Annotated in this window: 18 protein-coding genes and 1 tRNA gene; 12 read left to right on the top strand and 7 right to left on the bottom strand. The window is 71.4% G+C overall.

Annotated elements, in window-relative coordinates:
- On the bottom strand, window positions 1-1020 hold the full coding sequence (locus tag ACZ5U5_RS33805; protein ID WP_469029815.1) for a FecCD family ABC transporter permease: 1020 nt from the start codon (window positions 1018-1020) through the stop codon (window positions 1-3).
- A gap of 226 nt (window positions 1021-1246) precedes the next feature.
- Between ACZ5U5_RS33805 and ACZ5U5_RS33800 the strand changes: the two genes are divergently transcribed.
- The 9 genes from ACZ5U5_RS33800 to ACZ5U5_RS33760 all read left to right on the top strand — a co-directional run bounded on the left by ACZ5U5_RS33800 (window position 1247) and on the right by ACZ5U5_RS33760 (window position 11613).
- A complete protein-coding gene (locus ACZ5U5_RS33800) occupies window positions 1247-2230 on the top strand; it encodes an ABC transporter substrate-binding protein (protein ID WP_469029377.1) in 984 nt (327 codons plus the stop codon).
- A complete protein-coding gene (locus ACZ5U5_RS33795) occupies window positions 2227-3030 on the top strand; it encodes a 2,3-dihydro-2,3-dihydroxybenzoate dehydrogenase (protein WP_453443846.1) in 804 nt (267 codons plus the stop codon). The genes ACZ5U5_RS33800 and ACZ5U5_RS33795 overlap by 4 nt, the downstream gene beginning before the upstream one ends.
- Before the next feature lie 39 nt (window positions 3031-3069).
- The gene (dhbC, locus tag ACZ5U5_RS33790) at window positions 3070-4290 is read left to right on the top strand and encodes an isochorismate synthase DhbC (RefSeq protein ID WP_469029375.1); all 1221 of its coding nucleotides are present in this window, start codon (window positions 3070-3072) and stop codon (window positions 4288-4290) included.
- Window positions 4287-5912, top strand: coding sequence for a (2,3-dihydroxybenzoyl)adenylate synthase (locus ACZ5U5_RS33785; protein WP_469029374.1), 1626 nt, complete (start codon window positions 4287-4289; stop codon window positions 5910-5912). Before dhbC ends, ACZ5U5_RS33785 begins: the two co-directional genes overlap by 4 nt.
- Window positions 5913-6017: 105 nt before the next feature.
- A complete protein-coding gene (locus tag ACZ5U5_RS33780; protein ID WP_469029372.1) occupies window positions 6018-6650 on the top strand; it encodes an isochorismatase family protein in 633 nt (210 codons plus the stop codon).
- Between the two features lies 1 nt (window position 6651).
- A complete protein-coding gene (locus ACZ5U5_RS33775) occupies window positions 6652-6882 on the top strand; it encodes a phosphopantetheine-binding protein (protein WP_469029371.1) in 231 nt (76 codons plus the stop codon).
- On the top strand, window positions 6879-10790 hold the full coding sequence (locus ACZ5U5_RS33770) for an amino acid adenylation domain-containing protein (RefSeq protein WP_469029370.1): 3912 nt from the start codon (window positions 6879-6881) through the stop codon (window positions 10788-10790). Before ACZ5U5_RS33775 ends, ACZ5U5_RS33770 begins: the two co-directional genes overlap by 4 nt.
- Window positions 10787-10993, top strand: coding sequence for an MbtH family NRPS accessory protein (locus ACZ5U5_RS33765; RefSeq protein WP_469029368.1), 207 nt, complete (start codon window positions 10787-10789; stop codon window positions 10991-10993). The genes ACZ5U5_RS33770 and ACZ5U5_RS33765 overlap by 4 nt, the downstream gene beginning before the upstream one ends.
- Window positions 10990-11613 carry a 4'-phosphopantetheinyl transferase family protein gene (locus ACZ5U5_RS33760; RefSeq protein ID WP_469029367.1) on the top strand — a complete coding sequence of 208 codons (624 nt, stop codon included), beginning with the start codon at window positions 10990-10992 and terminating at the stop codon, window positions 11611-11613. The genes ACZ5U5_RS33765 and ACZ5U5_RS33760 overlap by 4 nt, the downstream gene beginning before the upstream one ends.
- A 445-nt stretch (window positions 11614-12058) precedes the next feature.
- Here ACZ5U5_RS33760 and fes read toward each other — a convergent pair whose 3' ends face one another.
- Window positions 12059-13375, bottom strand: a complete 1317-nt coding sequence (fes, locus tag ACZ5U5_RS33755; protein WP_469029366.1) for an enterochelin esterase — start codon at window positions 13373-13375, stop codon at window positions 12059-12061.
- A gap of 127 nt (window positions 13376-13502) precedes the next feature.
- Between fes and ACZ5U5_RS33750 the strand changes: the two genes are divergently transcribed.
- The gene (locus tag ACZ5U5_RS33750) at window positions 13503-14378 is read left to right on the top strand and encodes a hypothetical protein (RefSeq protein ID WP_469029364.1); all 876 of its coding nucleotides are present in this window, start codon (window positions 13503-13505) and stop codon (window positions 14376-14378) included.
- A gap of 30 nt (window positions 14379-14408) precedes the next feature.
- On the opposite strand, the gene ACZ5U5_RS33745 is transcribed toward ACZ5U5_RS33750, so the two are convergent.
- The 4 genes from ACZ5U5_RS33745 to ACZ5U5_RS33730 form a co-directional block, all read right to left on the bottom strand.
- Complete coding sequence (locus tag ACZ5U5_RS33745) at window positions 14409-15089, bottom strand: response regulator transcription factor (RefSeq protein WP_469029363.1); 681 nt, start codon at window positions 15087-15089, stop codon at window positions 14409-14411.
- Window positions 15086-16249, bottom strand: coding sequence for a sensor histidine kinase (locus ACZ5U5_RS33740; RefSeq protein WP_469029362.1), 1164 nt, complete (start codon window positions 16247-16249; stop codon window positions 15086-15088). Before ACZ5U5_RS33740 ends, ACZ5U5_RS33745 begins: the two co-directional genes overlap by 4 nt.
- Before the next feature lie 140 nt (window positions 16250-16389).
- Complete coding sequence (locus tag ACZ5U5_RS33735) at window positions 16390-18606, bottom strand: MMPL family transporter (protein WP_469029360.1); 2217 nt, start codon at window positions 18604-18606, stop codon at window positions 16390-16392.
- Window positions 18607-18742: 136 nt separating this feature from the next.
- Window positions 18743-19252, bottom strand: a complete 510-nt coding sequence (locus ACZ5U5_RS33730; protein WP_469029359.1) for a MarR family winged helix-turn-helix transcriptional regulator — start codon at window positions 19250-19252, stop codon at window positions 18743-18745.
- Window positions 19253-19270: 18 nt separating this feature from the next.
- Here ACZ5U5_RS33730 and ACZ5U5_RS33725 point away from each other — a divergent pair, with 18 nt between their 5' ends.
- Window positions 19271-20836 (top strand): MFS transporter, encoded by a 1566-nt coding sequence (locus tag ACZ5U5_RS33725; RefSeq protein ID WP_469029357.1) that lies wholly within the window; start codon window positions 19271-19273, stop codon window positions 20834-20836.
- Window positions 20837-20949: 113 nt separating this feature from the next.
- Here the strand turns inward: ACZ5U5_RS33725 and ACZ5U5_RS33720 are convergent.
- Window positions 20950-21037: transfer RNA gene (locus tag ACZ5U5_RS33720), tRNA-Leu, on the bottom strand.
- 140 nt (window positions 21038-21177) lie between these two features.
- Between ACZ5U5_RS33720 and ACZ5U5_RS33715 the strand changes: the two genes are divergently transcribed.
- The gene (locus tag ACZ5U5_RS33715) at window positions 21178-22512 is read left to right on the top strand and encodes a DUF2254 domain-containing protein (protein ID WP_469029354.1); all 1335 of its coding nucleotides are present in this window, start codon (window positions 21178-21180) and stop codon (window positions 22510-22512) included.
- Window positions 22513-22514 lie beyond the last annotated feature (2 nt).

Raw genomic sequence — 22514 nt, 5'->3', positions numbered from 1 at the left:
TCACGCGGCCACCCCCGCCGTCGACATCCGCTGCGACCGGGCGATCCAGATCAGCAACGGGCCGCCGATGAAGGCGAGCAGCACGCTGACCGGGGTCTCCCAGGGGCGGATCACGACCCTGGCGAGGAGGTCCGCGGCGATCATCACGTTCGCCGCGACCAGCGCGGAGAGCACCAACTGGCCCGCCATCCGGGGGCCGGTGACCGCGCGCGCGGCGTACGGGGCGAGGAGGCCGAGGAAGGCGATGGGGCCCGCGAGGGCGACCGCCGAGCCCGCGAGGAGGGTCACCGCCGCGGCGACGACCAGGCGGATGCGCCCCGGGTGGTGGCCGAGGGAGCGTGCGCTGTCGTCGCCGAGCGCGAGGGCGGCGAGCGGGCGCACACAGCAGAAGGCGATGAAGAGCCCGGCCGCGATCAGCGGGATCAGGGGGTAGGTCTCGGACGTTTTGATGCCGGCAAGGGAGCCGATGGTCCAGTAGCGGTAGGTGTCGAAAGTGGCCTGTTCTCCCAGGAGGACGTACGACGTCATGCCGTGGAAGGTCGCGCCGAGCGCCGATCCGGCGAGGACGAGCCGCAGCGGCGAGCCCGCGGCCCTGCCGGACGCGGCGAGCAGCAGGACCACCGCGCTGGCGGCCATGCCGCCGACCAGGGCCCACACCAACACGCCGTACGCCGAGGTCACTTCGAAGTATGTGAGACCGATCACGACGCCGAGCGCCGCACCCGAGTTGACCCCGAGGAGGCCCGTCTCGGCGAGCGGGTTGCGCGTGACGGCCTGGAGGAGGCAGCCGGCCGCGCCGAGGGCGACGCCGACCAGGACGCCGGCGAGCGTACGCGGGAGGCGTACGTCCATGACGGCGAGCCGTATCTGGGCGTCGGCCCGCGCGGAGGCATCTCCGGCGAGGAAGTCCCAGGCGCGGCCCATCGGCGTCGACCCGGATCCGACCAGGAGCGAGAGCAGGCCGAGGAGGAAGAGCAGGACAACGAGGGCGGCAGCCGCCCACAGCGTGGGGCGATGCATCTTCGCCAAGCCCGGTATCGGAGGTCTGGATCCGGACGTTGGGACCCGGCCCCCTTGCGCAACCAACATGAAGTTAGCCTAACCTAACCTTGACCTGGAGCCCCGAGTCGGGGTGGCGGCGAACTCCCTGTTCTTTCAGGGGTACTTCGTCATGCCCCGACACGGCCAGGAATAACCCTTATGTCCGGACTGACCGCCGGGCAACTGAAGCATGGAGATCACGGACATGTCCTCGAACCACTCCCCGCGTACCCGGCTGACCGCGGTTGCGGCCCTCACTCTGGCCTCCGCGCTCACCCTTTCCGCCTGCGGTTCGGACTCGTCCGACGACTCCGACTCCAGCAGCAACGCCAAAAACGCCGCGAAGAACGTCACCGTCACCGACGCCTCCGGTGCGGAGGTAAAGGTTCCGGCCAATCCCAAGAAGGTCATCGCGCTGAGCGAGATGGACCTGGACTCCACCCTCGCCCTGAAGGTCAAGCCCGTCGGCCTGTCCGCGGGCAGAGGCCAGAAGGGCGCCCCCGAGTATCTGGCCGACCAGGCCAAGGGCATCCCGGTCGTGGGTGCGGTCACCGGACCCGACATCGAGAAGGTGCTGCAGGCCAAGCCGGACGTCATCCTCGCGGGCCAGCTCGCCGACCAGCAGGTGCTCAAGCAGCTCAAGGCGATAGCCCCGACGGTCGTCACGATCGACAGGACCAAGGACTGGAAGAAGTCCCTGGAGCTCACCGGCGAGGTGCTCGGCAAGTCCAACGAGGCGAGCGCGTTCCTCAAGGACTACGACACCAAGGCCGCCGCCGTGCAGAAGGACCTCGGCGACAACGCGGGCGCGAGCGTCTCCGTGGCGCGCTACTCCGCCAAGGGCACCGCCGTCATGCAGCAGGGCGTGTTCATCTCCGACGTCCTGAAGGACCTCGGCTTCAAGCGGCCCGGCATCCAGAACAAGAAGGGCGAGGGCCACTCGACGCCGCTCAGCGACGAGGACCTGAAGCAGATCGACGCCGACTGGCTGTTCATCGGCACCCTCGCGTCGGCCGGTCCTGACGCCGACCTCTTCAAGGAGCTGAAGGGCAAGGCCGCGTACAAGCAGCTCGACGCGGTCAAGAAGGACCACACGACCGAGATCGACGGCTCGAAGTGGACCAGCCTCGGTGGCGCGCAGGCCGCCGTCTCCGTCCTTGAGGACGTCGAGAAGGCGATGGGCAAGTGACTTCCGGCATAACCGACCCTGAGCTCGCGGGCCGGGTGGCTCTGGTCACCGGCGCGGGCCGGGGCATCGGTCAGGCAGTGGCCCGCGCGCTCGCCGAGCGCGGCGCGCGGGTCGTCGCCGCCGACCGGTCGCCCGACGTCAAGGAACAGGACGTCGAAGAGCGGCCGGCGGGCGGCGGCCGCGTCACCGGCATGGTCCTCGACGTCACCGACGCGGCGGCCGTGGACGCCGCGTTCGAGGAAGTCGAGCGCACCGTGGGGCCGTTGGACATCCTCGTGAACGTGGCGGGCATTCTCAGGCCCGCCCCGGTCGTCGAACTCACCGACACCGACTGGGCGGAGACCTTCGCCGTCAACACGAACGGCGTCTTCCACACCTCGCGCGCGGCGGCACGCCGCATGACCGCGCGGGGCAAGGGCTCCATCGTGACGGTCGGCTCGAACGCCGCCGGGGTGCCCCGCACCCAGATGGCCGCGTACGCCGCGTCCAAGGCCGCCGCCACGATGTTCACCAAATGCCTCGGCCTCGAGGTCGCCCGCGACGGCGTGCGCTGCAACGTCGTGTCGCCGGGTTCCACCCACACCGACATGCAGCGGCAGCTGTGGACCGGCGATCACGAGCAGGCCGAGGCCCGGGTCATCGACGGCGACCCCGCCTCGTACCGGGTGGGCATTCCGCTCGGCCGGATCGCCGACCCCTCCGACATCGCCGAAGCGGTCGCCTTCCTGGTATCCGACCGGGCCAGGCACATCACCCTGCACGACCTGTACGTGGATGGCGGCGCCACCCTGCGCGCCTGAAAGCCGCGCCGCCCTCCCCTACTTGACGAGGAGTCATCCGTGACACCCCCCAACGACGTGGTCGCAGAAGCCGCCCCCACCACCCCCGGGGCCGTCGGCGCGGCGACCGCACTGCTCGACGCCTACCGACCCGGCGACACCCGGTTCTTCGCGTCGCCCACCCGCACCCTCCTCGCCCACGGCAACGCCGCCGAAGTACCCCACGACGAGCGGCCGTTGACGGAGCGGGTCGCCGCCACCCTGGACGCGCAGCGGCGCGCCGGCAACCAGGCGCCGATCGTGGTGGGCTCCATCCCCTTCGACCCCACCGAGCCCGCCGTGCTCACGGTGCCCGAAGCGGCGCGCTGGGCGCCCGCGCTGCGCACCGACCCGCTCGTGGCGCTGCCCACGCCGCCGCCCGCCACGGCCGGCGGCTGGCAGGTGCGCGAGGTCCCATCGGGCGCGGAGTACGCCGCGTCGGTGGAGGCCGCCGTCGCCCGCATGAAGCGCGGCGAGTTCGACAAGGTCGTTCTGGCCCGCACCCTGGAGCTGTCCACGGAAGGACCGCTCGACCTGCCCGCGATGCTGCAGCGCCTGGCCCGCCGCGACCCGCGCGGTTACTCCTTCGCCGTGCCCACGGGCGCGGGGCGGACCCTGCTCGGCGCGAGCCCTGAGCTGCTCGTCTCGCGGCACGGCAACCGTCTGACCGCCAACCCGCTGGCCGGTTCGACGCCCCGCTCGGCGGACCTGGCCGAGGATGTGCGCCGGGCGGCCGCGCTGCTCGAATCGGCGAAGGACCTGCACGAGCACGCGGTCGTCGTGGACGCCGTGCACAAGGCCCTCGCCCCGTTCTGCACCGACCTCGACGTGCCGGAGCGGCCCACGCTGGTCCGCACCGCCACCATGTGGCACCTGTCCACGACCGTCACCGGCGAACTCGCCGAACCGGCCACCTCCGCCCTGGAGTTGGCCACCGCCCTGCACCCGACCCCGGCCGTGTGCGGCACCCCCACCGGGCACGCCCGTGACGTGATCGGCGAGCTCGAGCCCTTCGGCCGCGGTCACTACACCGGCATGGTGGGCTGGAGCGACGCGCGCGGCGACGGCGAGTGGGTCGTCACGATCCGCTGCGCGGAGGCCGAGGAGACGCAGGACGGCAGCGGACGGCTGCGGCTCTTCGCGGGCGCGGGCGTCGTGGCCGACTCCTCGCCGGAGGCCGAACGCGCCGAGACGGGCGCCAAGTTCCGTACGTTCCTGGACGCGGTGGGAGTCGACCGATGACGACGACGGACAGCCGCACTGACGCGCCACCGATACCGGAGGTCTTCGCCGAGCGCTATCGCGCCGCCGGGTACTGGCGCGGCGAGACGTTCGGCGGCATGCTCCGCGAGCGCGCCGACGCGCACCCCGCCCGGGTCGCGATCACCGACGGGGACCGTAACTGGACGTATGGCGAACTCGACGTACGAGCCGACCAGTTGGCCGCCGGTTTTGCCGCGCGCGGCATCACCAAGGGTGACCGGGTCGTCGTCCAGCTGCCGAACGTCGCAGAGTTCTTCGAGGTGATCTTCGCGCTCTTCCGGATCGGCGCGCTGCCGGTCTTCGCGCTGCCCGCGCACCGCGAGACGGAGATCCACTACTTCTGCGAGTTCACCGAGGCCGTCGCCTACGTGATCCCGGACAAGGTCGGCGGCTTCGACCACCGTGACCTCGCGTCCAAGGTTCTCGCCGAAGTTCCCACGCTGCGTGACGTGTTCGTGGTCGGCGACCCCGGCGAGCACACCGCGCTCGCCGACGTGCCGCGCGAACCGATCGAGATCGACGGACCCGAGCCGTCCGACCTCGCCTTCCTCCAGCTGTCGGGCGGCAGCACCGGCGTACCGAAGCTGATCCCCCGCACCCACGACGACTACATGTACTCGCTGTGGGGCTCGAACGAGCTCTGTGGGGTGACGGAGGACTCCGTCTATCTCGTGGCGCTGCCCGCGGCCCACAACTTCCCTCTCTCCTCGCCCGGTTCACTCGGTCTGCTGTACGCGGGCGGCCGTGTCGTGATGTGCCCGCAGCCCGACCCGGACACCGCGTTCCCGCTCATCGAGCGGGAACGGGTGACGATCACCGGTCTCGTCCCGCCGCTCGCCCTGGTGTGGACGGACGCGGGGCGCAGCACGCCGTACGACATCTCCAGCCTCGAAGTGCTGCTCGTGGGCGGCGCGAAGTTCAGCGAGTCGGCCGCGCGCCGGGTCGCCCCCGCGCTCGGCTGCACGCTCCAGCAGGTCTTCGGGATGGCCGAGGGCCTGGTGAACTACACGCGTCTGGACGACCCGGCGGAGACCATCGTCACCACGCAGGGCCGTCCGATCTCCCCGGACGACGAGATCCGCATCGTCGACGACCTCGACCAGGACGTACCGGAGGGTGAGGCGGGCCATCTGCTGACCCGCGGCCCGTACACCATCCGCGGCTACTGGCGGGCGCCCGACCACAACGCCCGCTCGTTCACCGCCGACGGCTTCTACCGCACCGGCGACATCGTCAGCCGCACCCCCACCGGGCATCTGGTGGTGGAGGGCCGGGCCAAGGACCAGATCAACCGCGGCGGCGAGAAGATCGCGCCGGAGGAGGTCGAGAACATCATCCTCGCCCACCCGCACGTCCACGACGTGTCGGTCGTCGCCGTCCCCGACGAGTACCTGGGCGAGCGGACCCTCGCTTACGTGATCCTGCGCGCGGACGCCGAACCGATGAAGCCCGTCGTCATCAAGAAGTTCGTACGGGAGCGCGGTCTCGCCGCGTACAAGGTGCCCGACCGGGTCGAGTTCGTGACCGCCTTCCCGCAGACCGGCATCGGCAAGATCAGCAAGAAGGACCAGCGGACGACCGCCGCGGCTCCGGGCGGCTGACCGACGACACCCCGGGCAGTTGACCTCTGCCGCTCCGGGCAGTTGACCCCTGCCCGGCAGCACCCCGATGCACCCAGCTTTCCTGAGTTCCCGAAAGGCCCCACCATGGCGCTCCCCGCCGTCACGCCGTACCCGATGCCCTCGTCCGACGAGCTGCCCGAGAACCGGGTCGCGTGGACCATCGACCCGCAGCGGGCGGTGCTGCTCGTCCATGACCTGCAGAACCACTTCCTGACCGCCTACACCCCCGACACCTCCCCCACCACGGAACTCCTCTCCAACGTAGGCGAGTTGGCGAAGTCGGCTCGCGCGGCCGGCATCCCCGTCCTGTACTCCGCGCAGCCCGGTGGCCAGACGCCGGAGGAGCGCGGCCTGCAGCAGGACTTCTGGGGTCCCGGGCTGCCCGACGACGAGCATGCGAAGGCCATCGCGGGCCCGGTCGCGCCGGAACCCGGCGACACCGTGCTCACGAAGTGGAAGTACAGCGCGTACGTCCGCACCGACCTCGAGGAGCGCATGCGCGCGGCGGGCCGGGACCAGATCGTCATCGTCGGCGTGTACGCGCACATCGGCGTCCTGATGACGGCCTGCGACGCGTGGATGCGTGACGTGCAGGCGTTCGTCGTCGCGGACGCCGTGGCCGACTTCTCCCGTGAGGACCACGACATGGCCCTGCGCTACGCGGCCGGACGATGCGCGGTCGTCACCACCACCGACGCGGTTCTGAAGGGGATCTGACATGGCGCTCAGCGTGGAACTCATACGGGCCGACGTCGCCGACGTCCTGGGCGAGGAGCCCGCCGACATCCCTCTCGACGAGAACCTCGTCGACTACGGCCTCGACTCGGTGCGCATCATGTCGCTCATCGAGCGCTGGCGCCGCGAGCACGACATCACGGCCACCTTCGTGGACCTGGCCGAACAGCCCGCCATCGAGGCCTGGGCGCCGCTGCTTGGAGCCACGGCATGAGACTCACCGCTGCCCAGTCGGGCATGTGGTTCGCGCAGGCACTCGACCCCGGCAGCCCGGCCCAGAACACGGCCGAGTGCCTGGAGATCCACGGCCCCATCGACCCGTCCTTGTTCGCGCGGACACTGCGACAAGTGGTCTCCGAGGCCGACGCCCTGCGCGTGAGGATCATCGAAGGGGCCGAAGGGCCAAGCCAGTTGGAGGTCGTCGACCCGACGCTTCCGCTGAAGGTGCGCGATCTGCGCACCGCGTCCGACCCGGACGCCGAGGCACAGGCGTGGATGCGCGAGGACCTGGCCACGCCGTTCGACCTGGCGGCCGGGCCGCTGTTCGCGCACGCGCTGTTCCGCGTCGGCGACGAGCGCTGGCTGTGGTACCAGCGGGTGCACCACATCGTGATGGACGGCTTCGGCTACTCGCTGCTCGCCCGCCGCACCGCCGAGGTCTATACCGCGCTCGCCGCGGGCGAGGAGCCCGGCGAGAGCCCCTTCGGGCGGCTCGAGGATCTGGTCGCCGAGGACACGGCGTACCGCTCCTCGGAGACGTTCGATGCGGACCGCCGCTACTGGGACGGTGCTTTCGCCGACCGTCCCGACGCGCCCAACCTGGCCGGGCGCACCGCGCTGCCGTCGCGCACCTTCCACCGCCGCAGCGCCCGCCTCTCCCCCGAGGCGACCTCACGCCTGCGCGAGTCGGCGTCCTCGATGCGGGCGACCTGGCCCGAGGTGCTCGTCGCCGCGCAGGCCCTGTACGTCTCGCGGGCCACCGGCTCGGCCGAGGTGGTGCTCGGCCTGCCGATGATGGGCCGCATGGGTTCGGTGGCGCTTCGCGTGCCCGGCATGGTGATGAACGTGCTGCCGCTGCGGCTCACCGTGACCCCTCAGGCCACCTTCGCGGAGCTGACCCGTCAGGTGGTGCTCGGCATCCGCGCCGCCCGCCGCCACCAGCGTTACCGCTACGAGGACATCCGCCGCGACCTGGGCCTCCTCGGCGAGGGCCGGTCCCTGGTCGGGCCGCTGATCAACGTCATGCCGTTCGACTACGGACTGACCTTCGCGGGCGCCCGCACCGATGCCCACAACCTGTCGGCGGGCCCGGTCGACGACCTCACGGTCAACGTCTACGACCGCGCCGACGGCAGCGGCCTGCGCATCGACTACGACGGAAACCCCGCCGTCTACGAGCCCGAGGAACTCGGCGCCCACCAGGCGCGGTTCATGGAGCTTCTGGAGCGCATCGCCGACGCGGGCCCGCACACGCCGCTGGCCGAGCACACGATCGCGCGTCGCGGTGAACTCACCCTGGTTGTGGACGAGTTCAACGCAACCGCCCACCCGGTGCCGCCCACCACGCTGATCGGCCCCATCGAAGCCCAGGCGATCCGCACGCCCGACGCCACCGCCCTGGTCTTCGGCGACCAGGAGCTGACCTACGCCGAGCTGAACGCCCGCGCCAACCGGCTCGCCCACCATCTCATCGAGGTGGGCGTACGTCCGGGCGCGCTCGCGGCAGTCGCCGTGCCCCGCTCCCTGGACCTGGTGATCACGCTTCTCGCCGTGCTGAAGGCGGGCGGCGCCTATCTTCCGCTCGACCCGGACTATCCGGCGGACCGCCTGGCGTACATGCTTCAGGATGCCGGCCCGGCCTGTGTGATCGCCGACCGCGCCGACCGGGTGCCCGCCGCTTCGGGTGTGCCGATCGTCGCCCTGGACAGCCTGGACACGACGCCGTACGGCACGTACGACCCGCCGCGCGCGCTCACCCCGCACCACCCCGCCTATGTCATCTACACGTCCGGTTCGACCGGCCGCCCCAAGGGTGTCGTCGTGCCGCACTCGGCGATCGACAACCGGCTCCGCTGGATGCAGGCCACGTATGAACTCGGCTCCGGCGACCGGGTGTTGCAGAAGACGCCGTCCGGTTTCGACGTGTCGGTGTGGGAGTTCTTCTGGGCGCTGCGGGTGGGCGCGACGCTCGTCGTCACCGAGCCGGGGGGCCACAAGGACCCGGCGTACCTCGCGCGTGTCATCCGCGAACAGGGCGTCACCGTCTGCCACTTCGTGCCGTCGATGCTGCAGGTGTTCCTGTCCGAGCCCGCCGCCGCGGACTGCTCGGGCCTGCGGCACGTCTTCTGCAGCGGTGAGGCGTTGCCGCGCGAGACGGTGCTGGAGTTCGGGCGCGTGCTCGACGGGGTGCCGCTGCACAACCTGTACGGGCCGACCGAAGCCGCCGTCGACGTGACGTACCACCCGTGTGCCACCGACGCGACGGGTCCGGTCCCGATCGGCAAGCCGGTCTGGAACACGCGCCTGTACGTCCTGGACGCGGCGCTCCAGCCGTGCCCGCCCGGTATCCAGGGCGAGCTGTATCTCGCGGGGACCCAGCTGGCGAGCGAGTACCTGGGGCGGCCCGAACTGACCGCGTCCCGTTTCGTCGCCGACCCCTACGGCCCGCCCGGCACCCGCATGTACCGCACGGGTGACCTGGCACGCTGGACCGAGCACGGCGAGATCGAATACCTGGGCCGCACCGACCACCAGGTGAAGCTGCGCGGTTTGCGCATCGAACTGGGCGAGATCGAGGCCGAGTTGGCCGCCGATCCGGCGGTGGGTGCGGCCAGCGTCCTGGTCCGCGAGGACCGTCCGGGTGACCAGCGGCTCGTGGGGTACGTGACGGCTTCCGACACTGGAGCCGCCCCCGCCGCCGCCCCCGACCCCGAGGAGCTGCGCGCCCGGCTCGCCCGCACGCTGCCCGACTACATGGTGCCGGGCGCGATCCTCGTCCTTGACGACTTCCCGCTCAGCCCGAACGGCAAGCTGGACCGGCGCGCTCTGCCCGCTCCCGCCTTCGAGGGGTCGGGCGGCGGTGGCCGGGTGCCGAGCGGCCACCGTGAGGAGACGCTCACGCGGCTCTTCGCCGAGGTCCTCGGAGTGCCTCAACTGGGCGTGGACGACGCCTTCTTCGACCTGGGCGGCACTTCGCTCCTCGCGGCCCGCCTGGTCGCCAGGGTCCGCGACACGCTGGGCGCCGAGCTCACCATCGGCACGCTCTTCCAGGCGCAGACCCCGGCCGCACTCGCCGCCCTCCTGGACGCGGACCACAGCGCGGCCGACCACTCCCTGGACGTCCTGCTTCCGCTGCGCGCGGGCGGTGACCGCACCCCGCTGTTCGCCTTCCACCCGGCGGGCGGCATGAGCTGGTGCTACTCGGGGCTGCTCTCACGGCTCGACCCCGGGCAGCCGGTGTACGGCCTCCAGGCGCGCGGCTTGCACGGGCTGCACGGCGTTGGTGAACTCCCGTCGACCATGGAGGAGATGGCGGCCGAGTACGTCGAGGCACTGCGCGCGGTCCGGCCGCACGGACCCTACCGGCTGCTCGGCTGGTCGGTGGGCGGCGTACTCGCTCACACGGTAGCCGTGCTGCTCCAAGAGGCGGGCGAGGAGGTCGAGTTGCTCGCGCTGCTCGACGCCTACCCCTCGGACCAGTGGCGCGACGCCGTGGTTCCGGAAGAGGCGGACGCCTTGGCGGCGTTGCTGCGGATGGCCGGCTACGACCGTACGGACGAGATGACCCGCGAGGACGTCCTGGCGACGCTGCAGCGCGAGGGCAGCGCCCTGGCGGGCCTGCCGGACCGCACCCTGTCGGCGGTCCTCGACATCGTGGTCAACAACGCCCGCCTGATGCGCGAGCACGACCACCGTCCCTTCGACGGCGACGCCCTGTTCTTCACGGCGGCCGCGCCGCGCGCCGAGGACTGGCTGACGAGGGAGGCCTGGGCGCCGTACGTCTCCGGTTCGATCAGCAACCATGACGTGGACTGCCTGCACCCGGAGCTGACCCAGCCGCGCCGCCTCGACGAGGTCTGTGCCGTCCTCGCCGCCCGCCTCAAGGAGCTGGACCACGCATGACGACGACACCCGGCCCCTTCGACCCGGTCACCCCGGTCGACACCGACACCGGCCCCGAGCCGACCCACCTGATCCTGGAGAACGCGCTCGGCGAGTACTCCCTGTGGCCGGTCTTCCGCGCCTCGCCGGAGGGCTGGTCCACGGTGTACGGCCCCGAGACGTACGGCCGTTGCGTTGCCCGTCTCCAGGACCCGCCCGCGTGACGGACATCCAGCTGGTCCGCCCGGCCCCGCTCGACGTGTCGCTCCTCGACGCGGAGGAGCGGCGCCGGGCGGCGGCGCTGCGGCGCCCGGCGGACCGGGAGCTCTACGCGGCGGCGCACACGGCGCTGCGCGTGCGGCTCGGCGCGTACCTCTCCGTCGACCCGGCGGCGGTGGAGCTGGTGCGGCTGCCGTGCCCGCTGTGCGGCGCCCCGCACGGCCGTCCCGCGGTGGCCGGAGGAGTGGGCCCGCACTTCTCCCTCTCCCATACGGACGGCCTGGCGCTGCTCGCCTTCGCGGACCGCCCGGTCGGCGCCGACGTGGAGAGACTCCCGTCCGCGAGCACGGTGGCGGACGTGGCAGCATCCCTGCACCCCCAGGAACAAACGGAGCTGGCCGGACTCCCCGCCGCTGAACGGCCGTTGGCCTTCGCCCGCTGCTGGACGCGCAAGGAGGCATGCCTCAAGGGAACAGGCGAGGGCCTCGCCGGGGGCGGAATGGCATCGCTACTGGTGGGGACGGGCGCCGCACCCCTCGACGTCCAAGGCTGGACGGTACGAGACGTACCGACCCCCGACGGCTACGCGGCAGCGATCGCCACCGCGAACTCCCCGGCCTCGTAAGCCCCGAGCAGCAGCCGGCGCACAGCTCGCTCCGGCTCCTTCCTGCACAACCGGGCGCAGGATCCCTCACCACTCCCAAGGGCTATGCCGCAGCGTCGCCACCGCCGCCTGAGCGCCGCGCCTGGCCTCGCTCACCTTGCTCCGGGGCCGATCGCGATACCTCTCGCCACTCGGGACATGCCTAGCCCCCAATCAAGCCGCACTCCCCCGCTGCCCACCCGGGCACGGCACCCCCGCCACCCCGGCCCGGGGCGCCCGGGACGTCCACCGAAAGCCTTCGCGGCAGCTGCGGCCTCCGCGCGTTGAGCGCCCGGCCGAATTGACTCCCCCCGCGCGCAATCACGCGCGCCAGTCCTCGCCGCCCCCGGGCAGGGCAGGACCACAGGGGACGCCGCCCACCCAGCCCCGAGGCCCACGCGGCAGGGGTCTCGTCCAGCCCCGAGGCCTACGCGGCAGCCGTCTCCGTCGAGGGCTTCCCCGCCGACTCCCCCACCGACTCCGCGCCCAGCAGCCCCACCAGCCCGTCCGCAAGTTCCGTGCGCCAGCACAAGTAGTCGTGCCCGCCGTTGAACTCGCGGTACACGGCGTCCTCGTAGCCCTTCTCCCGCAAAGTGGCACGCAGTCTGCGCATGGCGGGGAGCGCGACCCACTCCTGCTCGCCGGCCGACAGCCAGAAGCGGACGGGCAGCTTCTCGCTCTCGGCGATGCGGCCGGTCAACCACTCGGAGCGTTCGAGGTCAGGGCCGTCCGGCCACCAGAAGGACCCCGACTGCGCCAGGACACGGCCGAACCGACCCGGCGCGATCACCCCGGCGTACGCGGCGGTGAGGCCGCCCAGGCTCTGCCCCGCGACCACGGTCCGTGCAGGATCGACGGTCAGGGACAGGCGCTCGCCCGCCCAGGGCAGCAGCTCGGTCTGAAGGAAGCGGACGAACCGTTCGTTGCAGGCGAGCTCGTCCCAGCGCTGGTCGGCGCTCAGGGATTCGGGCAGCAGCGCGGCCAGGGGCGGGATGCGGCCGTCGGCGATGAGGTTGTCCAGGAGGGCCGCGACATTCAGGCCCGGCTGCCACATCTCGCCGTCCATGAGCACGAGGACGGGCAGGTCGCGCCCACCGCCCGGCGGCTCGTACAGGTGCACCCGGCGTTCGTTGTCGAGGAGTTCACTGCGGACCGTGTGGGTGCTGACGGTGCCGCGCGCGACGCCGTCACGACGCTGCCAGTCGTCACCTGCCGGCGCCTGCGGCAGCTCGACGCACGAGACCGGCTCACCACCCCAACGCCGGGTGAGAGTGCGTGTGTTGAGCGGGTCGGTTCGCTGTTGCTGCCGCAGCCAGGGCCAGTATCCGGCGTCGTCGGCCCCCGGCCCGTCCCCCTCGTCCACGCACAGGCTGTACGTCGCCCGCCAGTCCGCCCGCATCCGGATCGACCAGTGCCAGATGTCCGTGCCGGGCACCCGTTCCATCAGGTTGGGGGCCATGTCACGCGGGTCGACGATCTTGTTCGGCATGACGAGGACGGCTCGGGTCGCGTCCGTGCCGCGCCACAGGAAGGTGACCACCCGATGCTCGTCGTCGCCTTGCGGATCGGGCTCGACGACCGGCGATCCACCCGCGGCCCGCACCACATCCCAGAACCCGCCCCGCCCCGCGTCCCGCTCCACCGCCCGCTCCATCCACGCACTGACCGCACGCTCGACCGGCCGCGGCCGCGGGATGCGGGGCGGCCGACGGGTCGCCCCGGTGGGAGGAGCGGTGAGCGGCATGAGGAGGCCTCCAGGGGTTCACTGCGTACGCATAGCTAAGGGTGACCTTACTTGAGCCGGTCACCCCTGGGGCGACCAGGGCCGGGCCACGTCCACCCACCCCGGGGCCAGCGGTACATTGCGGCCTATGTCGATACCGAATCCCCAGCCCAACCACCCCAATCAGCCCCCGCAGCCACACCAGCCCAACCCGTACCAGCAGACCCCGAATCCGTATCAGCAACCCCCAGGCGCGGTGCCCCCTCAGGGCTCGCCCCAGCCCTACGGACAGCCGCCCGGCCCGTACGGCCAGCCGCCCGCACCCCCGGCAGGCCCGCGCAAGCCCACGCCCGGCTGGGTGTGGGGCATCGGCGGCGTCGTGGTCGCGTCGGCCCTGTGGGCGGGAGGGCTCTTCGCCACCGGCAACCTCGGCTCCACGGGCGACAGCGGCGACGACGCGAAGGCGGACCTCGCCGGATACCAGTACGCGAAGAACCTCTGCGACGTCTCCCCGCTCGACGCCTTCAAGGAGAAGTACGAGATCGACTCGGCCTCCACCTCGACCACCCACTACGGCACGCGGCAGAAGGGGTTCGACCAGAGCTACTGCAGCCGCAAGCTCAAGGACCCGAAGGCGGACGCCGACTCGTATTCGAGCATCTACGTCTACTCGACCGCCCGCTGGCACAAGGCCACCGACCCGAAGGGCGAGTTCGCCTCCGAGCAGAAGGCCTACGAGGACCAGTCGCAGAAGACGTACACCTACAAGACCAAGGCCGTCAGCGGCATCGGTGACGAGGCGTACCTGGTGACCGACAGGAGCAGCACCAGCGGCACCAGCGGCACCAGTGGTGACGACCTCAACGGCATGACGCTCGCCGTGCGGGAGGGCTGGTTCACCATCGAGACGCGCTGGAGCTACTACGGCGGCGCGGACGACAAGTCCGAGCCGCCGACCGCTTCGGAGGTCGAGGAGATGCTGAAGTCCGACACCCGCGCGGCAATGGACGGGCTCAAGAAGTGAGGGACGGGTTCAAGAGGTCCTGAACTGAACTCAGCACAGGGGCGGGGCGGGGCGGACGAGGCCCGACTGGTAGGCGATGACGACCAGTTGGGCGCGGTCTCGGGCATCGAGCTTGGTCATGGCGCGCTGGACGTGCGTGCGTACGGTCAGCGGGCTGAGGAAGAGCGCGTCGGCGATCTCGGCGTTGGACTTCCCCTCGGCGACCAGAGTCATCACTTCCCGCTCGCGGGCGGTGAGCGCGGCGAGGCTCTCGGGCGGCACCAGGTGGCCGCCGGGCTCGGGGGTGGCGAGGAAGCGGGTGATGAGGGCGCGCGTGGCCGACGGGGAGAGCAGCGAGTCGCCCGCGACCACGGTGCGGATCGCGCCGAGGAGTTCGTCGACGCCCACGTCCTTGCCGAGGAACCCGCTCGCTCCGGCACGCAGGGCCTGGGCGACGTACTCGTCGGTCTCGAAGGTCGTGAGGATGAGGACGCGGGTGGCGGCGAGGTCCGGGTCGGCGCAGATCCGGGCGGTCGCGGCCAGGCCGTCGGTGCCCGGCATGCGGATGTCCATGAGGGCGAGGTCGGGGCGGTGGGTGTGGGTGAGTTCGAGGGCTTCCTCGCCGTCGGTGGCCTCGGCGACCACCTCCATGTCGTCGCAGGAGTCGATCAGGATGCGGAAGGTCGCCCGGAGAAGGGCCTGGTCGTCGGCAAGCAGGACGCGGAGGGTCATGTGGTGCGTTTCTCTTCCGTGTTCTCGGGGTGCGGCGGCAGGTGGGCGGTGACTTCGAAACCGCCTTCGGGGCGATGGCCGGCGTGCAGATGACCGCCGACGGAGTGGGCGCGTTCCCGCATGCCTATGAGCCCGAAGCCCTGCCCGCCGGCGGGCGGGGCGGGGGCCGTGTGGTGTCCGTCGTCGGTGACCCTGAGGGTCAGGCCGTCGGGGGCGTGGGTCAGGTGGACGTACGCCGTCTCCGTGCGGGCGTGTTTGCTGACGTTGGTGAGCGCTTCCTGCACGATCCGGAATGCTGTCAGATCGACCGCCGCGGACAGCGGCTGCGGCTCGCCCTCCATGGTGACGGTGACCGTGAGCCCCGTGGAGGCGAACGACGCGGTGAGGGCGGCGAGCCGGGCGAGCCCGGGGGACGGCTCCAGAGGGGTGTCGGTGTCGCTCGCCTGGCGCAGCAGCCCCACGGTGGCCTTGAGCTCCCGCAGGGCCGTCGCGGTGGTGCCCGTGAGGTCGGTGAGGATCTGCTTGGCCTGTTCGGGGTGGGTGGCCGCGAGGTGCGCGGCCGTGCCGGCCTGGGCGTTGGCCAGGGTCAGGTGGTGGGCGACGACGTCATGCAACTCCCGGGCGATGCGCATGCGTTCGGCGTGCGCGGCGCGGACCTGCAGAGACTCCAGGTAGGCACGGCGCAGCTGGACGCCGCTGCCGAACATCGCCGACAGGAGGATCCAGGCGACGGGGTTGAGCGTCTTGAGCAGCAGCGAGTGGTTGACGGTGTCCGCGAACAGGGCCGTGCCACCCACGAGGACGGCGACGACCAGCGTGTACCCACGGGTGATTCTGCGGCCGCTGCCGACGGCCAGCCAATAGAGCGCCGCCATGACCGGGCCGAGGAGCAGGGGCGTGAGCAGGAAGCCCATCGCGCTCGTGCCCATGGCGCACACCGTGGTCACGGCGACGACGGTGCGGGGCCGGCCGCGCTGCCACAGCAGGGCCGTGCAGCCGACGGCCGAGGCCAGCACGCCGGTCCACCACGCGGGCCGGTCGGAGGGATTGGTGGTGCTGAGCAGGCTGCCGGAGAAGGAGACGCCGAACAGCAGCAGCGCCACGGCCGCGTCGGCGACGCGGGGGTGGGCCTCCGCGTGGCGCTGCCAGCTGGTGAGCATCGTGTTCTCCGATCAGGGGTCTTGAGCCATCGTCGGCCACGCGGCGTCCCGACGGGCGCAGGGCCGCCCCGTGTCCCGCACGGGACGGTCCCGCGTCGCATTGCTTGGCCACACGGCCACACGGTCCGCCACGCGGTTTGTCAGGTCCGCACCGACTCGCGATCGGCCGTGCGCGCGGGGGCCGGTATCGCGGCGGACCTGCGGCTGAGTGCCTCACCCTCCACGTCGACGCGGGGCAGCAGCCGGTCCAGCGGGCGCGGCAGCCACCATGCCGCCCTGCCGAGCAGGGCGAGGACGGCGGGGACGAGCGCCATACGGACGACGAACGCGTCGAACAGGACGGCCACGGCCAGTCCGAACCCGATCGTCTTGATCATGGATTCGCCGGCGCCTATGAACCCGGAGAACACCGCCATCATGATCAGCGCAGCCGCCACCACGACACGTGCGCTGTACCGGAAGCCGCTGACGACGGCCTGCCCCGGCCGGTCCCCGTGCACGTACGCCTCGCGCATGCGTGCGACGAGGAACACCTCGTAGTCCATGGCGAGCCCGAAGACGATGCCCACCAGGAATATCGGCATCAGGCTCATGATCGGGCCGGTCTGCTCGACCCCGAGGAGCCCGGCGCCCCAGCCCCACTGGAAGACCGCGACGACCGAGCCGAGGGCGGCGCCGACCGACAGGAGGAAGCCGAGGGCCGCCTTGACCGGTACGAGGACGGAGCGGAAGACCACCATCAGGAGCAGCACGGCCAGGCCCACCACGACGGCGAGGTACGGGATCAGGGCGTCCTGGACCTTCTGGGCCATGTCGATGTTCATCGCGGTGGACCCGGTGACCTCGAAGGTGGCCCCCTGGGTGGCGGCCTCGATCGCGGGTCGTTCGCCGCGGATGCCGTGGACGAGGTCCTTGGTCTTCTGGTCTGTGGGGGCGGCGGCCGGCACAGCGGTGAACATCGCGGTGTCCCCGTCGGGGTTGAACTGCGCGGGTGACACGGACACGACCCCCTGCGTGGCGCCGACGCGCTGCTCGACCGTGGTCACCGCGGTCTTCGGGTCGGCCGCTCCCTTGGCGTCGACGACTATGGTCAGCGGTCCGTTGAACCCGGGGCCGAAGCCGTCGGCGAGGGCGTCGTAGGCGCGGCGTTCCGTGGTCGAGGTGGGCTTGGCCTCGTCCCCCGGCATGCCGAGCCGGAGATCGAGCACCGGCAGGGCCAGCGCGCCGAGCCCCGCGACGGAGGCGAGCAGCACGGGGACGGGGCGGCGCAGGACGAACCTCGCCCAGCGGCTGCCGCCGTTGCTCTCACCGTCGTCCTTCTGGAGGGTGCCGCGCCTGCGGGTGGAGCGGGAGAGCACTGCGTTCGGCCAGAAGCCGAGCAGGGCCGGTACGAGGGTGAGCGCGATGACGACGGAGACGACGACCGCCCCCGCGGCGGCCAGACCCATCTTGGTCAGCATCGGGATACCGGCCACCGAGAGCCCGGCCAGCGCGATGACCACGGTGAGGCCCGCGAAGACGACCGCGGAACCGGCCGTGCCCGCGGCCAGACCCGCCGCCTCCTGGGGCGCGTGCCCCTTGGCCCGCTCCTCCCGGTAGCGGGAGACGACGAAGAGGGCGTAGTCGATGCCGCAGGCGAGGCCGAGCATGGTGGCGAGGGTGCCGGTCGTCGCGGAGAGACCGAGCGCGTTGCCCAGGGCCAGGATCGAGGCCATGCTGACGCCGACGCCGATGATCGCAGTGAGCAGCGGAAGCCCGGCCGCGGCCAGCGATCCGAAGGTGATCAGCAGGACGACGGCGGCGATGGCGACGCCGATCCCCTCGGCCGCCCCACCCGCCGCGGGTTGGGTGGCGAGCGCGTTTCCGCCCGCCTCGACGGTCAGGCCCGCGTCCCTGGCCTCCGCCATGGCGTGCTCGAGGGCCGTCTTGCTCCGGCCGGTGAGGTCGTCGGCCTCCACCTTGTACGTGACCGTCGCGTACGCCGTCGAGTCGTCCCCGCTCACCGCCCGCGACGTGAACGGGTCGGCCGCATGGGCGACTTGAGGTCCGTCGGCCGCCTCGTCCACGAATTTCTCGACGGCCTCGCGATTCTCGGCGGCGGTGACCTTCTGCCCGTCGGGGGCGACGAAGACGATGCGCGCGCTCGCCCCGTCGGCCGCGGCCCCGGGGAAGCGCTGCTCCATCAGGTCGAACGCCTTCTGGGACTCGATGCCGGGCATGGAGTTGCCCTCGTCCGGGGCGGCGGGCGCCGTGACCGCGCCGAAGCCGACGGCGCCGAGGACCGCCGCCCACAGCAGGGCGACGTACCAGCGCCGCCGGAAGGCCAGACGGCCAAGGCGATAGAGAAGAGTAGCCACGGGCGGAGGTCTCCAGATCTGATCTCGGGTACCTCCACAGGTTCTCCGGGCGCGGGGGGTCCGGTCGTCGTGCGCCTGCAGTCAATTCGGAGTACTGATCTGGCAGTACTCAGCCCCGTCTCGTCATACGTGGGAGCTACTTTTCCCCTTCGGGGCGCGGCCAGGGGTGGCCCTCCAGGCGCTCGATGTCGCTGTTGAAGCGCTGAAGGAAGCCCGCGAACGCTTCCACGTCCTCCGCCGACCAGTTGTCCATGACCTTCTCCAGGCCCTGGGTGTACTCGGCGCGGTCGGCGTCGAGTTGCCGCGCCCCCTCGGCGGAGATGCGGAACTTGCGGGCCATGCCGCCGTCGGGGTCCGGGATGCGCTCGACGAGGCCGCCGCGCATCATCGCGGCGGTCTGCCGGTTCAGGGTGGAGGCGTCGAGCCCGAAGGCGTCGGTGAGCTGGCCGATGGACATCGGGCCGTCCATCTGGATGCGGCTGAGCAGGATGTACGCGCTGCGGTCGAGGCGCCCACCGGATGAGCGTGTGCGGGGGTTGAACAGGTGTGAATGCCGTCCGAGCAGCATCGTCTCGAATTCGACCCGCCGCACGGGCTTCTCCGTGCGGCCGGTGGGCTTGTTGGTGCGGCGACCGGGCTTTTCCATGAGGCCATTCTACTCGGCATGTGCATCATGCACTTCATATGTATAGTGCACACCCCATGGGTGCAACGCGATGCCGTCAGGCCATCACCACCCGGAAAGCCGAAGGAGAAGCCAGTGGTCAGCTCGACGCCCGATGTCCGCCCCGAGGTGCGCCCGGGGCGCGTCGTCGGGGTACTCGCCCTCGCGGGCATCGTGGCCGCAGTCATGCAGACGCTGGTGGTACCCCTGATCGGCGACCTCCCCAACATGCTCGACACCACCCCCTCGAACGCCTCGTGGGTGGTCACGGCCACGCTGCTCTCGGCGGCGGTGGCGACGCCGGTGGCCGGGCGGCTCGGCGACATGTACGGCAAGCGGCGCATGCTGCTCGTCTCGGTGATACCGCTCGTGGTCGGCTCGGTCGTGTGCGCCCTCGCCTCGTCCGTGGTGCCGATGATCGTCGGCCGCGGCCTGCAGGGCCTCGGCATGGGTGTGGTGCCGCTGGGCGTCAGCCTCCTGCGTGACGTGCTGCCGCCCGAGAAGCTCGGCTCCTCCATCGCCCTGATGAGCGCGTCCATGGGCGTGGGCGGCGCGCTCGGCCTGCCCTTCTCCGCGGCGGTCGCCGAGAACGCCAGCTGGCGTGTGCTGTTCTGGGTCGCCGCCGGTCTGAGCCTCCTGGTCGCCGTCCTGGCCTGGCTGTTCGTGCCCGCGGGCCGGGAGGGTTCCGGCTCGGCCCGGTTCGACGTGCTGGGTGCGATCGGACTCGGCAGCAGCCTCGTCTGCCTGCTGCTCGCCGTGTCCAAGGGCTCCGACTGGGGCTGGACGAGCGGCACCACGCTCGGCCTGTTCGCCGCCGCGGTCGTCATCCTGCCTGCCTGGGGCCGGTGGGAGCTGCGCAGCGACGAGCCGCTGGTCGACCTGCGCGTCACCGCACGGCCGCAGATCCTGCTGACCAACGCGGCCTCGGTGCTCGTCGGTTTCGCGATGTACGCCCAGTCGCTGGTCGTCCCCCAGCTCCTCCAACTGCCGGAGGCCACCGGCTACGGCCTGGGTCAGTCGATGATGGCCATGGGCCTGTGGATGGCGCCGGCGGGCCTGATGATGATGGCCCTCGCACCGCTCGGCGCCAAACTGTCGGACGCCCGCGGCCCCAAGGTGACGCTGTCGGTCGGATCCCTGGTCATCGCTGTCGGCTACGGCTCCTCCCTGCTGCTCATGGGTTCGACCTGGGGCCTACTGGTCGTGACGCTCATCTGCAACACAGGCGTAGGCCTCGCGTACGGCGCCATGCCCGCCCTGATCATGAGCGCGGTGCCGCAGTCGGCGACCGCCTCGGCCAACAGCTTCAACACCCTGATGCGCTCGATCGGCAGCTCCGCGGCGGCGGCCGTGATCGGCGTGGTCCTCGCCCAGATGACGACGGACTTCGGCGGCCACTTCCTCCCGTCGGAGAACGGCTTCAAGACCGCCATGCTGATGGGCTGCGGGGTGGCCCTCGCGGCGGCGGCGGTGGCGTCGTTGATTCCGGTGCGCCCGGCGGACGCGGGTGCCGACTCCCCCGAGACGAAGACGGACCCGCGAACGGCTTCGGGCGCTACGGCCTGATCCCCGTCATGTCTGTGCCCGCCCTTCCGGGGGAGGAAGGGCGGGCACAGAGCCCCTCCGAAGGACAGGCATGACAAAACCCCACGGTCTCGATGAGACCGTGGGGTTCTGGCTGGTGTCCGAGGGGGGACTTGAACCCCCACGCCCGATAAAGGGCACTAGCACCTCAAGCTAGCGCGTCTGCCATTCCGCCACCCGGACTAGGTGTCTGCCGTTCGCGTGGTGTTCCCCGCGGCGACATGGACAACAATACCAAGCTTTCGGAGTGCCTTTCACCTGCATATCCGTACGTCAGCGAGCGGATGCCCTGCACCCCGATCCGCCGCATCTACAGTCTCACCATGAGTGACGGGTTGCTTACGGGAGTGCTCGGTGACGTGAAGGTACGGCGGCCCCGACTGCTGTCCCCGTTGCGCGAGCATCTGCGGGACACCATGTGGTTCGCGCCGACCGCGGGGCTGGTGGGGGCCATGGTGCTGTGGGCCGTCGCCGCGGATGTGGACAGCCGGGTCGTGGCGGCGCTGCAGGAGGACGGTGACTACGACACCGTCCGGAGCCTGATGGGGATCGCCGACGACGCCAAGGCGGTGATCAACACCATCGGCTCGGCCATGATGACCTTCATCGGTGTCGTCTTCAGCATCTCGCTGGTGGCCGTACAGATGGCGAGCGGGCAGTTCAGCCCGCGGGTGGTGCGGCTGTACGTCAGGTCGCGGATCACCAAGGTCACGCTCACCGTCTTCCTGGCGACGTTCCTGTTCTCGCTGATGACGCTGACCTCCTTCGACAGCGAGACCGATCCGCGGCTCCTCACGAGCGTGCCGCTGGTCGAGTCGATCCTGGCGATGGCGATGGTGTTCCTGAGCCTGCTGCTCTTCGTCGCGTACGTGAACGGCACCCTCCGCATGATGCGGATCAGCTTCGTCATCGACCGGATCGCCCGGGAGTCGTTCCGGGTGGCCGTGAAACACCCGACCGAAGGCGCGGTGGACGACGAACACCTCGGCCCCGCCACCGCCCGGATCACTCACGACGGGCGGGCCGGAGTACTGCGGGACGTGAACATCGCCCGCGTCGTGCGTGCGGCCGGACGCCACGGCGTGGTGCTGCGGCTGCTGCCGCGCATCGGGGACTTCGTGGTGCCGGGGACGCCGGTGTTCACCGTGCACGGCGGTGCGGCGCCGCCCCCGCGCGCGCTGCGCTACACGGTGTCCGTCAGCGTGGAGCGCACCTTCCACCAGGACCTCGGATTCGGGCTACGCCAGCTAGCCGACATCGCGCTACGGGCCCTCTCCCCCGCGGTGAACGACCCGACCACCGCCGTGCAGGCCCTTGACCGCATCGTCCAGTTCCTTGCCTCTGTGGTCGGCCATCCGCTGGGCGCCCTGCGCCACCGTGACCGGCGCGGGGCCGTGCGCATGGTGCAGCCCGTACCGGACTGGACCGCGCTGGTGGATCTCGGGTTCGCCGAGATCCGGGGGTGCGCGGTCGGCAACCCGCAGGTCACCCGGCGCATGGTGGCCGGTCTCGATGACTTGCTGCGGCTCGCGCCAGCAGAGCGCAGGGAGCCGCTCCTGCGCCACCGCGAACTGCTCACGCAAGCGGTGGAGCGCGCGGTCCCGGAGGCCGCGGACCGCGCGTTCGCACTGCTGCCGGACCGGCAGGGCATCGGCTAGGC

It is taken from the genome of Streptomyces sp. NPDC033177 (assembly GCF_055577715.1).
The sequence above is the reverse complement of the archived record's forward strand: the minus strand, read 5'-3'. Positions and strand labels throughout refer to the sequence as shown.

Coding starts and splice junctions, on each gene's coding strand:
- ACZ5U5_RS33805 (WP_469029815.1), bottom strand. CDS start 1,020: ATGCATCGCCCCACGCTGTGGGCGGCTGCCGCCCTCGTTGTCCTGCTC.
- ACZ5U5_RS33800 (WP_469029377.1), top strand. CDS start 1,247: ATGTCCTCGAACCACTCCCCGCGTACCCGGCTGACCGCGGTTGCGGCC.
- ACZ5U5_RS33785 (WP_469029374.1), top strand. CDS start 4,287: ATGACGACGACGGACAGCCGCACTGACGCGCCACCGATACCGGAGGTC.
- ACZ5U5_RS33780 (WP_469029372.1), top strand. CDS start 6,018: ATGGCGCTCCCCGCCGTCACGCCGTACCCGATGCCCTCGTCCGACGAG.
- ACZ5U5_RS33775 (WP_469029371.1), top strand. CDS start 6,652: ATGGCGCTCAGCGTGGAACTCATACGGGCCGACGTCGCCGACGTCCTG.
- ACZ5U5_RS33770 (WP_469029370.1), top strand. CDS start 6,879: ATGAGACTCACCGCTGCCCAGTCGGGCATGTGGTTCGCGCAGGCACTC.
- ACZ5U5_RS33765 (WP_469029368.1), top strand. CDS start 10,787: ATGACGACGACACCCGGCCCCTTCGACCCGGTCACCCCGGTCGACACC.
- fes (WP_469029366.1), bottom strand. CDS start 13,375: ATGCCGCTCACCGCTCCTCCCACCGGGGCGACCCGTCGGCCGCCCCGC.
- ACZ5U5_RS33750 (WP_469029364.1), top strand. CDS start 13,503: ATGTCGATACCGAATCCCCAGCCCAACCACCCCAATCAGCCCCCGCAG.
- ACZ5U5_RS33745 (WP_469029363.1), bottom strand. CDS start 15,089: ATGACCCTCCGCGTCCTGCTTGCCGACGACCAGGCCCTTCTCCGGGCG.
- ACZ5U5_RS33740 (WP_469029362.1), bottom strand. CDS start 16,249: ATGCTCACCAGCTGGCAGCGCCACGCGGAGGCCCACCCCCGCGTCGCC.
- ACZ5U5_RS33730 (WP_469029359.1), bottom strand. CDS start 19,252: ATGGAAAAGCCCGGTCGCCGCACCAACAAGCCCACCGGCCGCACGGAG.
- ACZ5U5_RS33725 (WP_469029357.1), top strand. CDS start 19,271: ATGTGCATCATGCACTTCATATGTATAGTGCACACCCCATGGGTGCAA.
- ACZ5U5_RS33715 (WP_469029354.1), top strand. CDS start 21,178: ATGAGTGACGGGTTGCTTACGGGAGTGCTCGGTGACGTGAAGGTACGG.